This window comes from Aminobacter sp. MET-1 (genome assembly GCF_026521175.1).
Classification (GTDB): Bacteria; Pseudomonadota; Alphaproteobacteria; order Rhizobiales; family Rhizobiaceae; genus Aminobacter.
Genome location: NZ_JAMSHL010000007.1, coordinates 191198 through 205130, shown reverse-complemented (window position 1 = coordinate 205130; position 13933 = coordinate 191198). Strand labels below are relative to the sequence as shown.

The window sequence follows — 13933 nt, the reverse complement described above, 5'->3', positions numbered from 1 at the left end:
CGGAGGACGCGACATGACCGACGACCGCGAACTGGACTGGAGCGGCCTCCAGAACGAACGCGAAGACGACGACGACCGCCAGGGTCCGCGCGAGCGGCCGAGGTCGCTGAACCTCCGCCCAGCCCCCGACGAAAAGCTGTCGGTCGCCGTGGCCCATCAGGAAAAGGCGCTCGACCTGTTGGAGCGCGACATCGACCGCATCATCAGCGATCTGCATGATGCCGCCGGCGACAGGCACGAAACGCCGAAGGCAGCGCGCCATTCCGAGGCAAAGGCGCACCATGAAGACAAATCAGGCGGCGCGCCCCAAACGCCGCACAAGCCGGTCCAGCCAGCAATGGCGATGCCGGCGCCTCCCCCTCCGGAGCGGACCATTCCGGCCTCGCGCCCCCCGGCGCCTGCCCCCGCCGCGATGGCTCCGAGCGTGCCGCCCTCACCGGCACGGCACGCACCTCCGGAGGCCCCTCTTCCCGCCCCCGAACGTCAGAAGTCAGAGGCTCCCGCCCCCGACCGGCAGGCAAAGGACGAAACCGTCGCAGCCGAGAAGGTCGCGCCCCCGGAGCTGCGCATCGTCGAGCCGCAGGCTCCCGCCGCCGAGATGAAGTCGAAACCGGTCGGCAAGATCATCGAAGCCGACAACGGACCGATCAAGGCGCGTGAAAAACTGCCTGATGCCAAGGGCCCCAACGGCGGCGACATCGATGGCGGAAAGGGTGGTGGCGGAGGTGGCGGCGGCGGCGACGGCGTTTTCCACAAGCGCCTCGGCCCGGTCGATTTCTCCGCCTCGCTCAAGGCCGGCCTCAAGGTCGTCAAGCGCAACCTCCTGATCGTCATGCTGTTCACGCTGGCCAGCAACGTGCTGGTGCTGGCGATCCCGCTCTATCTGTTCCAGATTTCCGACCGCGTGCTCACCAGCCGCTCGGTCGACACGCTGATCATGCTGACCATCGTCATCGTCGGCGCGGTCATCCTGCAGACCATCTTCGACGCCATCCGCCGCCTGATCCTGATGCGCACCGCCGTCGAGGTCGCAGCCCAGCTCGGCGCGCCGATCCTGAGTGCTGCCGCCCGCGCAGCACTCCACAGCAACGGCCGCGAATACCAGACGCTGAACGATCTGCAGCAGCTGCGCTCCTTCCTGGTTTCGGGAACGCTGCTGACCCTGCTCGATGCGCCGCTTGCGCCTCTGTTCGTGCTGGCGGTGTTTCTGGTGCACCCGCATCTTGGCTTCATCGTCGTCACCACCTCGCTGATCCTTTTGGTCATCACCATCATCAACCAGCGCTCGACCGCCGGCCCCTTCGGCGAGGCCAACACGCATCTGACCAAGGCCAACCTGCATCTCGATTCGATGTCGCGGAATTCGCAGATCATCAACGCGCTGGCCATGATCCCGGAAGCCGTGCGCATCTGGGGCAAGGACACGGCCAACTCGCTGCGCGCCCAGGTCATCGCCCAGGACCGCAACATCACCTTCGCCGCCCTGTCCAAGGCGACCCGGCTGCTGACGCAGATCACCATGCTCGGCTGGGGCGCGCATCTGGCGCTCGACGGCCACCTGAGCGGCGGCATGGTGATCGCCGCTTCGATCATCGCCAGCCGCGCGCTGGGCCCGATCGAGGGCGCCATAGAGGGCTGGAACCACGTCGTCCAGTCGCGCGCCGCCTATGACCGCATCGCCAGCCTGCTCCAGACCTCGCCGCTCAATTTCGAACGGCTGAACCTGCCGCGACCGGAAGGTCGTCTCGATGTCGAGCGCCTGCTGTTCGTGCCGCAGGGCACCAAGCGTGTCGTGCTCAACGGCATCACCTTCGCGCTGGCTCCAGGGGATTCGCTCGCCGTCATCGGCAATTCCGGCGCCGGCAAGACCACGCTCGGCAAGATGCTGGTCGGCTCCATCCTGCCGACCTCGGGCAATGTCCGCCTCGACCTGATGGACCTGCGTAACTGGGACCAGCGCCAGTTCGGCGAAAGCATCGGCTACCTGCCGCAGGACGTGCAGCTGTTCCCGGCCTCGATCAAGGCCAACATCGCCCGTATGCGTGACGACGCCAGCGACGCCGATATCTACCAGGCAGCGCAGCTGGCCGACGTGCATGAGATGATCTCGACCCTGCCGCATGGCTACGAGACATTCGTCGCCGCCGACGGCGCGCCCTTGTCAGGCGGACAGAAGCAGCGCATCGCGCTGGCCCGCGCCTTCTTCGGCAACCCGCGTATGGTGGTGCTGGATGAGCCCAACTCGAACCTCGACGCGGCCGGCGATGCAGCGCTTGCCAAGGCGCTTCAGCACGCCAAGGACAACAAGATCACCGTCATCACCATCACCCAGCGGCCGGCGTTGCTGCAGAGCGTCGACAAGATCCTTTTGCTGGTCAACGGCACGGTGGCCCTGTTCGGCGCCCGTCAGGAGGTGCTGCAGGCGCTCGCCCAGCGCGGCCTCAGCATCGAAGGCGGCTCCTTCGGTCATCAGATTCAGTAGGCGGGTATTGCCATGAGCGACATCGCAAAGGTCCATGACATCGAATGGTACGCCGACGTGCCGCGCTCCATTGCCAAACAGACCAAGCTCGGCCTGCTGCTCATCCTCATTACCTTCGGCGGCTTCGGCACCTGGGCCTTCACGGCACCACTGGCCGCTGCAATCATCGCACAAGGCTCGTTCGTCGCTTCCGGTCAGAACAAGATCGTTCAGCATCTGGAGGGCGGCATCATCAAGGACTTGCTGGTCAGCGAAGGCGACCACGTCGCCTATGACCAGCCTCTGGTCCGCCTCGACGAAACGGCGGCCCAGGCCACAGAACGGCAGCTCTTCCTAAGGCAGGTGCGCCTCGACGCCATCGCCGCCCGGCTCAATGCCGAAGTGGCGCGCGCACCCGAGATATCGTTCCCCGACGACGTCACCGACAATATCAGCGACCCCGAGATCAAGCCGATCATCGACGGCCAGCAGCGCAACTTCGACGCCGCACGCGGCAAACTGCAGAGCGAGATCGGCCTGCTGCAGCAGAACATAGCCGCCTTCCATTTTCGCGCCGACGGCTACCAGCAGCAGCACGACGCCGTCGAACGCCAGTTGGCGCTCATGAAGGAAGAATATGCCGGCAAGAAAGTCTTGCTCGACAAGGGACTGCTGCGCGCCACGGAGGTCAAGTCGATCCAGCGCGCCATGGCCGACGCCGAAGGCCAGATCGGACGCCTGGCCGCCGAAGTCGCCGAGGCCGGCGCCGAGATCATCAAGCTCGAACAGCAGATCAACCAGACGGAGGAAGCCTACAAGCAACAGGCCCTCGAACAGTTGCAGAACCTCGAAGGCGACCTCGACACGGTCCGCGAACAACTGCGCCAGGCACGCAGCGTGCTCAACCGAGTCACCATCAACGCTCCCGTCGCCGGCACCATCGTGCGCGCCTATTACCACACCGCCGGCGGCGTCATCGAAAGCGGCAAGCCGATCATGGAGATCCTGCCATCCGACGTGCCGCTGGTCATCGAGGCGCAGGTGTCGCGCACCGACATCGACAACGTCCATGTCGGCCAGCAGGCAACCATCCGCCTCACCACCTTGAACCGCCGCACCACGCCGGTGCTCGACGGCAAGGTCATCTACGTCTCGGCAGACGCCATCGCCGACATGTCGGGTCCGGCGCCGCGCGAAATCTATCTCGCCCGGGTCAGCCTTCCAGGCACCGAAATCGCCCGCGTCCAGGGTTTCACGCCCACGCCCGGCATGCCCGCCGAGGTCCTTCTCCAGACCCAGGAGCGGACCTTCTTCCGCTACCTCACCAAGCCGATCGAAGACAGCATGTCGCGCGCCTTCATGGAGCGCTGAAACCACCAGCCGGGGGACATTATGCAGGTCGACGTCATCACCGATCCGAAAGCGCTCGACGGTCTCAGGGAAAACTGGGACCGCCTCTACGAGGCCGATCCCGAGGCGCAGTTCTTCCTCTCCTGGACCTGGCTGGCCCGCCACCTCAGGCTCTATGAAGGCACATGGTTTCTGCTCGCCGCCCGCGATGGCGGGCCCGGCACGCCCTACGCGGCGTTGATGCCCCTGCGCCTGCGGACCCGGATGAACATCAAGACCGGCGAGTTCTTCAACGAGATCAACATGGCAGGCAACTACGCTGCCGACTATACCGGGGCCGTCTGCCTTCCAGAACTTGCCGTGGCCGCCATGCAGGCCTTCGGCCGCCATCTGCGCGACATGCACTGGACCCGCATCCACCTCGAGAACCTGCACATGTCCGAGGAGCGGCTGCTGGCCATGATGGGGCAATTGCCGTCGGACACGCTGACCGCGCGCGAGTTTCTCCGCATCAACAAGTCCGACAACGTCAACAACTGCCGCTGCTTTGCAGCCAGCCTGCCCGACAGCTTCGACGCTTATGTGGAAACGGTCCTGAGCAGCAACACCCGACAGAAGCTGAAGCGCTTCACGCGCAAGGTCGACGCAGGCCAGCTCCGGATCACCCATGCCGATGCCACCACCATCGACCGCGACATCGACACGCTGCTGACCTTCTGGCGGACACGCTGGGGGTCCCGCAAGGGCGACCGCCTGCAATCGATCCTCCGCCACAACCGCATCGTCCTGCGTACGGCCTTCGACAGCGGTTCGCTGTTCATGCCGGTGTTGTGGCAGGGCGAGCGGCCGCTCGGCGTGCTTGCGAGCTTCGTCGATCCGGTCAAGAAGGCCATGCTCTTCTACATCTCCGGCCGCGACGAGACAGCGAATTCAACCCCGGTCGGCCTGATCCTGCACGGGCACAGCATCCGGCTGGCCATCGAACAGGGGTTGGAGACCTACGATTTCCTTCGCGGCGACGAGCCCTACAAGATGGCGTTCGGCGTCACCGAAAGCAGGATCCGCTGCGCCCTCGTCGCCACCAAGGATGGCCGCAATCTGGGCGACCGGCTCGACCCGCGCACGCTCGACAGCGTCTTTGCCGAGGTCACCCGCATGCACGAGCAGGGCGAGCTTGCCCGTGCCGAAAATGGCTATCGCCAGATCCTCGGCACCGACCCCAGGCACGCCCGCGCACTCTACGGCCTTGGCCAGATGATGTCCGACAAGGGCGACCACCAGCAAGCGCAGGCGCTGTTTGCGACTCTCGCCGAAGTCGCCCCGAGCGCCTCGAAAGTCTGGTTCAGGCTGGGCGCCGCCCTGCAGGCTTTTGGCCGCCACGACGATGCAGCTGGCGCCTTCCGCAAGTCGCTGGCGCTCAACGAGGACTTCGCCGGCGCACGCCTCATGCTCGGCAAGAGCCTTGCCGCCATGGGACAGCGCGAACAGGCAATCGACATCCTCGAAGATCTCCACCACAGGCTGGAGGAAGCGCCAGGCAATAACGTCCTGGCTTCGAACACCGACGCGCTGCTGAAGGAACTGCGGCCGGAACCAAGCTCCGACTACCTCGTGCTCACGCCACTGCAGAGACCGGCCGTGCGAGCGTCCATGCAGGCACTGTAGGGCGGGGACATCGGCCGCGAAAACCAAACTTTACAAGGACTTCGCCGAGCCAGATGAATCTGGCCATGAGCTTGTTGATTCTGCCTGCGAGGTCCGGGACTCGCCTTGATCAGCCTTGCGCCGCAAGAAACGCCTCGAACTTGCGCAGTTCCTCCGCCTCGATGCCGACCATGTGGCTGTCGGCCGGATAGGCGCCGCTGGCGATGTCGCTGGCATACTCGCCGAAAGCCGAGATCCGCTCCTGCTGGATGCGGTCATACTCGGCGGCCAGGTTGCGATAGACCTTGGCATGGCGCGGATAGCGACCGCGATTGAGGCCGAGCACGTCCTCTGCGAACAGATATTGCGCATCGCAGCCCGCCCCCGCCCCCATCGATATCATCACCAGCGGCGTGCGCTTCGAAATCGCTGCGGCCACCTCCGCCGGCACCACTTCGATCTCGGCGGCGAAGGCGCCCGCCTGTTCCAACTCCTTGACCTGCCGCCAGACGAGTTCGGCCATCTCGGCGGTCTTGCCCACGGCGCGGAACCCACCCGTCCAGGTCGAATGAACGGGGATCAGCCCGACATGGCCGCACACCGGAATGCGCTCGTCGGCAAGCCGCCGAATGGTTTGCGCGCTCGCCGAGCAGTAGACCGCATCCGCACTCGCAGCCTTCAGCTTCACCGCCGTGCGCAGGATCTCGTCTGAGGTCGCCCCCATCATGCCGTACTCGTCGCCGGGCACGGTAAAGCAGGTCGGTGCCGCATCGCGGAAACGGGGATCGAGCATCAGGCCGTAAGTGACCGACAACAGGTCGATGCCGGCGCGCTCGGCGGCCTCCGCTTCCTCCAGCGTCGTCACCCTCAGCTTCGACAGTTGCCGTCTGCCTTTCAACGCGCGCAGATCCGCGACCGTTGGCCTGTTGCGTGCCATCGTTTCGTCCTCTCTGGCGCATCGCCCGAAAATCGTTTTCGGAAAGCACGATGCGCGGATTTAACAACGTGAATGTATTGGCTCTGGGCCCTCAGGCCTTCAGCAGCCACTCATGCTCTTTGGCGTTGTGGAACTTCCACGTCCGCTTGGGCCCCGCCATGACGTTGAGATAATAAAGATCGTAGCCGTGGCAGGCAGCGCAGGGGTGATAACCCTTGGGCACCAGCGTCACGTCGCCGTCCTCCACCGCCATCGCCTCGTCGATCTCACGGTGGCCGGCGTCGTTGAACTCGGTATAGACGCGCTGGAAGGCAAAACCCTGCGGCGGGTTGAGCCGGTGGTAATAGGTCTCCTCCAGCAGCGATTCAGCGGGAAGATTGTCCTGGTCGTGCTTGTGCGGCGGATAGCTCGAGGTGTGGCCGCCTGGGGTGATGACCTCAACCACCAGAAGCGAATCCGCCGGCTCGCCTTCGGGCAGGATGTTGGTGACGTAGCGCGTGTTGGTGCCCTTGCCGCGCACCTCCTGCTTGACGTCGTCAGGTCCGATCACCCTGGTGGCATGCCCGCCGCCAAGGCCCGGCGCGCTGCAGACCGCCAGTTCGACATTCGTCTGGGCCCGTACCGACCACTCCGTGCCCGCCGGCATATAGACCGACCACGGCTTGCCCTCGAAGGGCGTCGTGCGCTCACCCAGCGTGCCGAGATCCTGGTCGTCGGCACGCACATGCGCCTTGCCTGACACCAGCACCAGACAGGTCTCGCGGTCGTTGCTCCAGTCGCCGAAGGTGTCGCCGGGCTCCAGCCTGTGCAGGTCGAAGCCGACATAGGTCCAGCCAGCGCTTTCGGGCGTGACATGCGTCACCCGGCCCGTGCCATGCTTCGGCTTGATGAGAAGTTTCGACATGGTCTCTCACTCCTTGTCGGTGGCGTCGTTGCCGGGCTTGTAGGCGATCAGAAACTGGTAGGCGCCAAGTGCCGCCATGCCGCCGGCCAAGGTGCCCCAGAAGGCCGATCCGGTAGCGAACTCGAAGATAGACCAGGCCGCACAGAAGGCGACGAGCGCAACGCGCCGCCACAGCGGCCTGAGGAACGGATGGTTCTGGTCGTTCATCAATCGCGTACTGCCTTGCCTCGGATACTCTCGGGATCGTAGCCGCCCGGAACATTGGGCTCAAGCATTACAGCGCGGCACGTCCTCGACGCGCAAAGGATGCTGTAGCTTTTTGAACCTGTGAATGGTCTTGTCCGAAAATCCGCTTCGATTTTCGCAGTCATGCGTTCGGAAAACCTTGCGTTTCGACCGTGTAGCCGGCAGCCGTCATCACCCGCATCAGCTCGGCATGACCGACCTGAGCCATCTTCAGCGGCGGGTTCTTCTTCGGGTCCTGCTCGGCTTCGACGACGAACCACCCCTCATAACCATGGTCGGCGAACTTCTGCACGATCGCGCCGAAGTCGAGCGAGCCGTCGCCGGGCACTGTGAAGGCGCCGAGCGCAACCGCGTCGAGGAACGACTGCTTCGTCCAGTCGAGCGCCTTGATGACATCCATCCGCACGTCCTTCACATGCACATGGCTGATGCGCTTGTGGTGGTTGTCGATGGCGCGCAGCACATCGCCGCCGGCAAAGGCGAGATGGCCGGCGTCGAGCAGCAGCGGAATGCCCTCGCCCGAATGCTTCATGAAGGCGTCGAGCTCACGCTCGAACTGCACGACCGCCGCCATGTGGTGGTGGTAGGACAAAGGCATGCCCTGCTCCGCGCACCATTCGCCGAATTCGGTCAGCTTGCGGGCATAGGCCTTCATCTCGTCGTCTGATAGCACCGCCTTGGTCGCCAGCGGCTTCGAGCGATCGCCCTGGATCGAGCGGCCGACCTCGCCATAGACGATGCAGGGCGCATCCACCGCCTTGAACAGGTCGATCATCGGCTGGATGCGGTCCTTGTTGGCGGCGAGGTCTTCATTGACCAGCGTGCCGGAAAACCAGCCGCCGCAAAGCGTGACGTCGGCGGCCTTCAGGATCGGCAGCATCGCCTCGGGCGTGCTCGGAAAGCGGCGCCCCTGCTCCATGCCGGTAAAGCCGGCCGAGCGCGATTGCCGCAGGCACTCCTCCAGCGACACGTCATCGCTCAGTTCGGCAAGATCGTCGTTCCACCACGCGATGGGGGACATGCCCAGTTTGGCTTTCACGTCAGTTCTCCAGTCTCAATTCTTTTCCGGCGCCCCGCCCCAGGCGGCGCATGATCTTCCAACGTAGCGCTGCCCCTCACTGTCCTGCCGGACATCTCTCCCCGCAGACGGGGAGAGAGTGGCTGTCACCACCGTCGCGCCAACATTTCCAGCGGTGCCGATTGGCGAAATCAGCGCGACCAGCGGGTCTCTCCCCGTTCACGGGGAGAGATGTCCGGCAGGACAGTGAGGGGCAGCGTGCACATCACAAGCAAGGGCAGCGCCGACCTCGCAAGTCCGGGCACCTAGTCGCCCACGCGTTGCAGCTTGAGCTTCTCCTCATAGCCCTTGCGGGCGGCATTCACCTCGGCACGCGCACTCACCTCAGGCACGGCCACGTCCCACCAGTGGCCGCCCTCGCCGGTCGAGATGAGCGGATCGGTATCGATCAACACCACCGTCGTCCTGTCGCTCTTGCGCGCCCGGTCGAGCGCGGCTTCCAGGTCGGCGATGGACGCAGCCTTCTCGGCGTTGGCGCCCAAGCTTTTCGCATGCGCGACGAAGTCGATATCGGGCAGAACCTCATGCCTGCTGTCGCGCAGCAGATTGTTGAAGTTGGCGCCGCCTGTCGCCATCTGCAGCCGGTTGATGCAGCCATAGCCCCTGTTGTCGAGCAGCACGATGGTGAGCTTCAGCCCCAGCATGACCGAGGTCGCGATCTCCGAATTCAGCATCAGGTAAGAGCCGTCGCCGATCATGATGACGACCTCCTTGTCCGGCCGCGCCATCTTGGCGCCCAGGCCTCCTGCGATCTCGTAGCCCATGCAGGAGAAACCATATTCGGAGTGGTAGGAGCCGGGGCCGCCCGCCTGCCACAGCTTGTGCATCTCGCCCGGCAAGCCGCCGGCCGCATGCAGCACGATGACGTCGCTGCCCAGCGTGCGCTGCACAGCACCAATCACCTGCGCGTCCGACGGCAAGGCGGCATTGGTCGCCGCCGTCACCTTGGCCGCAGCCTTGCGCCACTCGGCCTTGCCTGCCTTGGCGTTTTCGGTCCAGGACGCCGGCGCCTTGTAGCCGGCAACAGCGGCGCCCAGTTCGACGAGCCCTTCCCTCGCATCCGCCACCAACGGCAGCGCCATGTGCTTGCCGGCGTCGAAGGGCTGCACATTGAGGCCGATGATGGCCTTGCCGGCGTTCTTGAACAGCGACCAAGATCCCGTGGTAAAGTCCTGCAGGCGCGTGCCGACGGCCAGCACCACGTCGGCTTCCTCGGCCAGCCGGTTGGCTGCCGCTGTACCGGTCACGCCGACCGCCGCCATGTTCAGCCCATGCTCATCGGTCAGCGCCGACTTGCCGCCCTGGGTCTCGCAGACAGGAATGCCCGTGGCCTGGACGAAGCGATCGAGTTCTTCCGACGCACCGGAATAGAGCACGCCGCCACCCGCCACGATCAGCGGCTTCTTCGCCGCCTTCAGCACCTCTGCCGCAGTCGCAAGCTCGTCGCGATCCGGACGCGGGCGGCGCGGCGTCCACACGCGCTCGGCAAAGAAGCTCTCGGGATAATCATAAGCCTCGGCCTGCACGTCCTGGCACAAGGACAGCGTCACCGGCCCGCATTCGGCCGGATCGGTCAGCACTTGCATGGCGCGCGCCAGCGCCGGGATGATCTGCTCTGGCCGGGTGATGCGGTCGAAATAGCGTGACACGGGACGGAAGCAGTCGTTTGCCGAGACCGTGCCGTCGCCGAAATCCTCGACCTGCTGCAACACCGGGTCGGGCACGCGGTTGGCAAACACGTCGCCGGGCAGAAGCAGAACCGGCAGACGGTTGACATGGGCGAGTGCTGCGGCCGTCACCATGTTGACCGCGCCGGGGCCGATGGAGCTCGTCGCCGCCATCATGCGCTGGCGGAAATTCGCCTTGGCAAATGCGATCGCCGCATGCGCCATCGCCTGCTCGTTATGGGCACGGTAGGTCGGCAGCTCCTCGCGCACCTGATAGAGCGCCTCGCCGATGCCGGCGACGTTGCCGTGGCCGAATATCGCCCAGACGCCACCGAACAGCGGCACCATCTTGCCGTCGATCACGGTCATCTGCCGCGTCAGGTAGCGCGTCAGCGCCTGCGCCATGGTCAGGCGAACGGTCTTGGTCATCGTCTTCTCCTCCCGCTTCGGCGGCGCATCCTGAGATGCCGGCCTCGCCTCGGCTGTCTGTTTATGCCGCCCGACGGTCGCGCGCCGCAAGCCATGCCTTGGTCAGCTGTTCGAAACGCTGGGCCATGTCGTCGACCGCAGCCTGGTCGTTCATGCGGCCGGCCAGCCATTCTTCAGCCGCATGGGCGAAGATGCTGCGCCCCACGGCAAAACCCTTGACCACCGCAGCGTCCGCGGTCGCGGCGAACGCTACCTCCAGATCGGCCAGCGGCGCCTCGAGCCCCAGCAGCACGACACCACGGCAATAGGGATCGTTGGTGTTGATGACCGCCTCGATCTTCTTCCACGCGGCAGCTGAAGCCTGCGGCTCGAGCTTCCACCAGTCGGGCTTGATGCCAAGCGCGTAGAGCTCTTCCAGCGCACGTGGAATGGTGTTCTCGTCGAGCTTGCCGTGTTTGCCGGCGATGATCTCGACCAGCAGTTCGCGGCCCACCTTCCGCGCCGCCTCGAACAGCGTGCGCAGCTTCTGCTGCTGCTCGGCCTTGAGCTCGGCCGGATCGTCGGGGTGGTAGAAGCACAGGCATTTGATGCAGTGCTCGACCGGCCACTCCACCAGCTGCGAGCCGATGTCCTGCGAGAACTCGAAACGCAGCGGTCGCGAGCCCGGCAGCTCCACCGGCCGGCCAAGCCAGGAGAAGGGATGGCGGGCGAATTCGAACATCGCCTCGCGGCCAAACTTCTCGTCGATCAGCATGCCGTAGCCGTCGCGTCCGTCGGCCACCTTGGCCGCAGCCTTCACCGCCAGCACCTTGAAATCGCGGACGCGTGACGCATCGGCGCCGGTGCGGGCAGCGATGTCTTCGAGCTGGATGCGATGGTCGCAGGCCAGCGCCATCATCGACGGGATCTCGTGTCGGCGGGTCGTTGCCCAATGCACGTGGTTGATCGCCTCGTCCTTGCGCAGCGCGCGTTCCTTGCTGCCGTTCTTGAGGAAGAACTGCAGCTCGTCGAAGGTCGGGATCTCAGGCGAGCAGAGCAGCCGGGATACGGCAAAAGCACCGCAGGCATTGGCCCAGGTCGCCGAAGTCGCCAGGCTCTCGCCGCCCAGCCAGCCGCGTAGGAAGCCGGACATGAAGGCATCGCCGGCGCCCAGCACATTGTAGACCTCGATCGGAAAACCCTTGCCGACGATGCCGTCCTCAAGGTCATCAGAGATCGCCCCGTCATAGACGATGCAGCCCATCGGACCGCGCTTGAGCACGATCGTTGCCTTGGACAGCGAGCGGATCGTCTTGAGGGCTGCAAGAAGCTCGCTTTCACCGGAGGCGATCATCACCTCTTCTTCGGTGCCGACGATCAGGTCGCAATCGGCCAGCACACCCTTGAGATGGTTGGAGACGGCATCGGAGGCGATGTAGCGGCTCTCTCCGGCGGCGTGGCCGGCGAGGCCCCAGAGATTCGGGCGGTAGTCGATGTCGAACACCACCTTGCCGCCTGCTTCCTTGATCAGCCGCATCGCCTTGCGCTGCGCAGCATCGGTCGAGGGCCGCGAAAAATGCGTGCCGGTGACGACGATCGCCCGCGCCGACTTGATGAAATCAGGATCGATGTCGTCTTCGACGAGCGCCATGTCGGCGCAATTCTCGCGATAGAAGATCAGCGGAAACGTCTTGTCGTCCTCGACCGACAACAGCACCAGTGCCGTAAGCCGCTCCTTGTCAGTGACAAGCCCCTTGTCCGACACGCCTTCGCGCAGCATCTGCTCGCGGATGTAGCGGCCCATATGTTCGTCGCCGACCCGGGTCAGAAGCGCCGAGCGCAGGCCGAGACGCGCCGTGCCGATGGCAATGTTGGCAGGGCAACCACCGACCGATTTGGCAAAGGACGCAACGTCCTCCAGCCGCGATCCAGTCTGCTGCCCATAGAGATCGACCGATGCGCGCCCGATGGTGATGACGTCGAGTGTAGGCTGGTTCTTGGGGTCGGTCATTTTGTCCTCCCGGTCGCTCCGCCGCGCCGGCCTGCCCGCTTGCTCCGCTCGCAGGCCACACAATGCAATTTCAATTCCATAAATCAGTCAATCGGAATTTTCATTCCATCGACAGATTGTGACTGTCCGCCCCGAGGCCCATTGCCCCGAGGCGACTGTCTGCCCGTCGGCCTAGAGCCTGACGGTCTTGCCTTCCTTGGCTGACTTCAGCGCCGCATCAGCCAGCTTCAGCGCCATCAGGCCGTCCTTGCCGTCGGGCGAGATCTTTGCGCCCTTCGTCACCGAGGCGATGAAGGCCGCGATCTCGTTGGCATAGGCCTCGGTGTAGCGGGTCATGAAGAAGTCGTGCAGCGGCGGGCGGGTGTAGCCCATCGCACCGGCGACCTCGATCGAAACCGCGCGCTGGTTCTCGGCCGACACCATGCCGTCGGAGCCATGCACCTCGATGCGCTGGTCATAGCCATAGGTGGCGCGGCGCGAATTGCTGATGACGCACTGACGACCGCTTGCGGTCACCAGGATCACCGAGACGCTGTCGAAATCGCCGAGCTCGCCGATCTTCTTGTCGACCAGCACGGAGGCCGTCGCCGTCACCGCCACCGGCTCTTCGCCGAGCAGGAAACGCGCCATGTCGAAGTCGTGGATCGTCATGTCGCGGAAAATGCCGCCCGAACGCGTGATGTATTCTGCCGGCGGCGGGCCGGGGTCGCGCGAGGTGATCACCACCTGCTCGACCTTGCCGATGGCGCCGTCGTCGATGGCCTTGCGCACGGCGGCAAAATGCGGGTCGAAGCGCCGGTTGAAGCCGACCATCAACGTGCCGCCGGCCTTCTCGACCACTGCCAGGCATTTCTCGACACGGGCCGCATCGAGATCGATCGGCTTCTCGCAGAACACCGCCTTGCCGGCGAGCACGAAGCGCTCGATCAGGTCGGCATGGGTGTCGGTCGGCGTGCAGATCACCACCGCATCGATATCCGACGCCTTCTCGATCTGGTCGATGGAACGCACTTCGCAGCCATAGGCCTCGGCGAGATCGTTCGCCGCCTTCTCGAAGGCATCGGCAACCGCCACCAGCTTCGCCTGCGGGTTGGAGGCCACCGCCTTGGCGTGAACCTTGCCGATGCGGCCTGCACCCAGGACACCGAACCGAACTGTCATGACAACCTCATTTTCCTTGGCCCGCGCCGTCCGGGCCTGCAATCTTGAATTGGGAGGATAAAGGGC

The 13933-nt window shown here is 64.8% G+C and carries 10 protein-coding genes; 3 read left to right on the top strand and 7 right to left on the bottom strand.

The features are described from left to right. Nucleotides 1–13: 13 nt before the first annotated feature. Genes NDO48_RS12840 through NDO48_RS12830 form a run of 3 tightly spaced genes read left to right on the top strand, consistent with a single transcriptional unit; the run spans nt 14 to nt 5476 of the window. Nucleotides 14–2482 (top strand): type I secretion system permease/ATPase, encoded by a 2469-nt coding sequence (locus NDO48_RS12840; RefSeq protein ID WP_018429211.1) that lies wholly within the window; start codon nt 14–16, stop codon nt 2480–2482. A gap of 12 nt (nt 2483–2494) precedes the next feature. Continuing rightward, nucleotides 2495–3832, top strand: coding sequence for an HlyD family type I secretion periplasmic adaptor subunit (locus tag NDO48_RS12835; RefSeq protein ID WP_018429212.1), 1338 nt, complete (start codon nt 2495–2497; stop codon nt 3830–3832). Nucleotides 3833–3853: 21 nt separating this feature from the next. Further along, nucleotides 3854–5476 (top strand): GNAT family N-acetyltransferase, encoded by a 1623-nt coding sequence (locus tag NDO48_RS12830; protein WP_018429213.1) that lies wholly within the window; start codon nt 3854–3856, stop codon nt 5474–5476. Between the two features lie 109 nt (nt 5477–5585). On the opposite strand, the gene NDO48_RS12825 is transcribed toward NDO48_RS12830, so the two are convergent. From NDO48_RS12825 to iolG, 7 genes are all read right to left on the bottom strand, one after another. Then, nucleotides 5586–6392, bottom strand: a complete 807-nt coding sequence (locus NDO48_RS12825; RefSeq protein WP_018429214.1) for a 3-methyl-2-oxobutanoate hydroxymethyltransferase — start codon at nt 6390–6392, stop codon at nt 5586–5588. A 91-nt stretch (nt 6393–6483) separates the two neighbouring features. Next, a complete protein-coding gene (iolB, locus tag NDO48_RS12820) occupies nt 6484–7296 on the bottom strand; it encodes a 5-deoxy-glucuronate isomerase (RefSeq protein WP_267321574.1) in 813 nt (270 codons plus the stop codon). 6 nt (nt 7297–7302) lie between these two features. Beyond that, nucleotides 7303–7503 carry a hypothetical protein gene (locus NDO48_RS12815; RefSeq protein ID WP_018429216.1) on the bottom strand — a complete coding sequence of 67 codons (201 nt, stop codon included), beginning with the start codon at nt 7501–7503 and terminating at the stop codon, nt 7303–7305. A 160-nt stretch (nt 7504–7663) separates the two neighbouring features. Beyond that, complete coding sequence (iolE, locus tag NDO48_RS12810) at nt 7664–8581, bottom strand: myo-inosose-2 dehydratase (RefSeq protein ID WP_018429217.1); 918 nt, start codon at nt 8579–8581, stop codon at nt 7664–7666. 284 nt (nt 8582–8865) lie between these two features. After that, complete coding sequence (iolD, locus tag NDO48_RS12805) at nt 8866–10716, bottom strand: 3D-(3,5/4)-trihydroxycyclohexane-1,2-dione acylhydrolase (decyclizing) (RefSeq protein WP_018429218.1); 1851 nt, start codon at nt 10714–10716, stop codon at nt 8866–8868. Nucleotides 10717–10777: 61 nt separating this feature from the next. Continuing rightward, nucleotides 10778–12706 (bottom strand): bifunctional 5-dehydro-2-deoxygluconokinase/5-dehydro-2-deoxyphosphogluconate aldolase, encoded by a 1929-nt coding sequence (locus NDO48_RS12800; protein WP_018429219.1) that lies wholly within the window; start codon nt 12704–12706, stop codon nt 10778–10780. 171 nt (nt 12707–12877) lie between these two features. Next, the gene (iolG, locus tag NDO48_RS12795; RefSeq protein ID WP_026227451.1) at nt 12878–13867 is read right to left on the bottom strand and encodes an inositol 2-dehydrogenase; all 990 of its coding nucleotides are present in this window, start codon (nt 13865–13867) and stop codon (nt 12878–12880) included. Between the last annotated feature and the right edge of the window lie 66 nt (nt 13868–13933).

What these genes read in the sequence shown, in the direction of transcription:
- NDO48_RS12815 (WP_018429216.1), bottom strand. Translation starts at nt 7,503, where the DNA reads ATGAACGACCAGAACCATCCGTTCCTCAGGCCGCTGTGGCGGCGCGTT.
- NDO48_RS12800 (WP_018429219.1), bottom strand. Translation starts at nt 12,706, where the DNA reads ATGACCGACCCCAAGAACCAGCCTACACTCGACGTCATCACCATCGGG.
- NDO48_RS12835 (WP_018429212.1), top strand. Translation starts at nt 2,495, where the DNA reads ATGAGCGACATCGCAAAGGTCCATGACATCGAATGGTACGCCGACGTG.
- iolD (WP_018429218.1), bottom strand. Translation starts at nt 10,716, where the DNA reads ATGACCAAGACCGTTCGCCTGACCATGGCGCAGGCGCTGACGCGCTAC.
- NDO48_RS12825 (WP_018429214.1), bottom strand. Translation starts at nt 6,392, where the DNA reads ATGGCACGCAACAGGCCAACGGTCGCGGATCTGCGCGCGTTGAAAGGC.
- iolB (WP_267321574.1), bottom strand. Translation starts at nt 7,296, where the DNA reads ATGTCGAAACTTCTCATCAAGCCGAAGCATGGCACGGGCCGGGTGACG.
- NDO48_RS12840 (WP_018429211.1), top strand. Translation starts at nt 14, where the DNA reads ATGACCGACGACCGCGAACTGGACTGGAGCGGCCTCCAGAACGAACGC.
- NDO48_RS12830 (WP_018429213.1), top strand. Translation starts at nt 3,854, where the DNA reads ATGCAGGTCGACGTCATCACCGATCCGAAAGCGCTCGACGGTCTCAGG.
- iolG (WP_026227451.1), bottom strand. Translation starts at nt 13,867, where the DNA reads ATGACAGTTCGGTTCGGTGTCCTGGGTGCAGGCCGCATCGGCAAGGTT.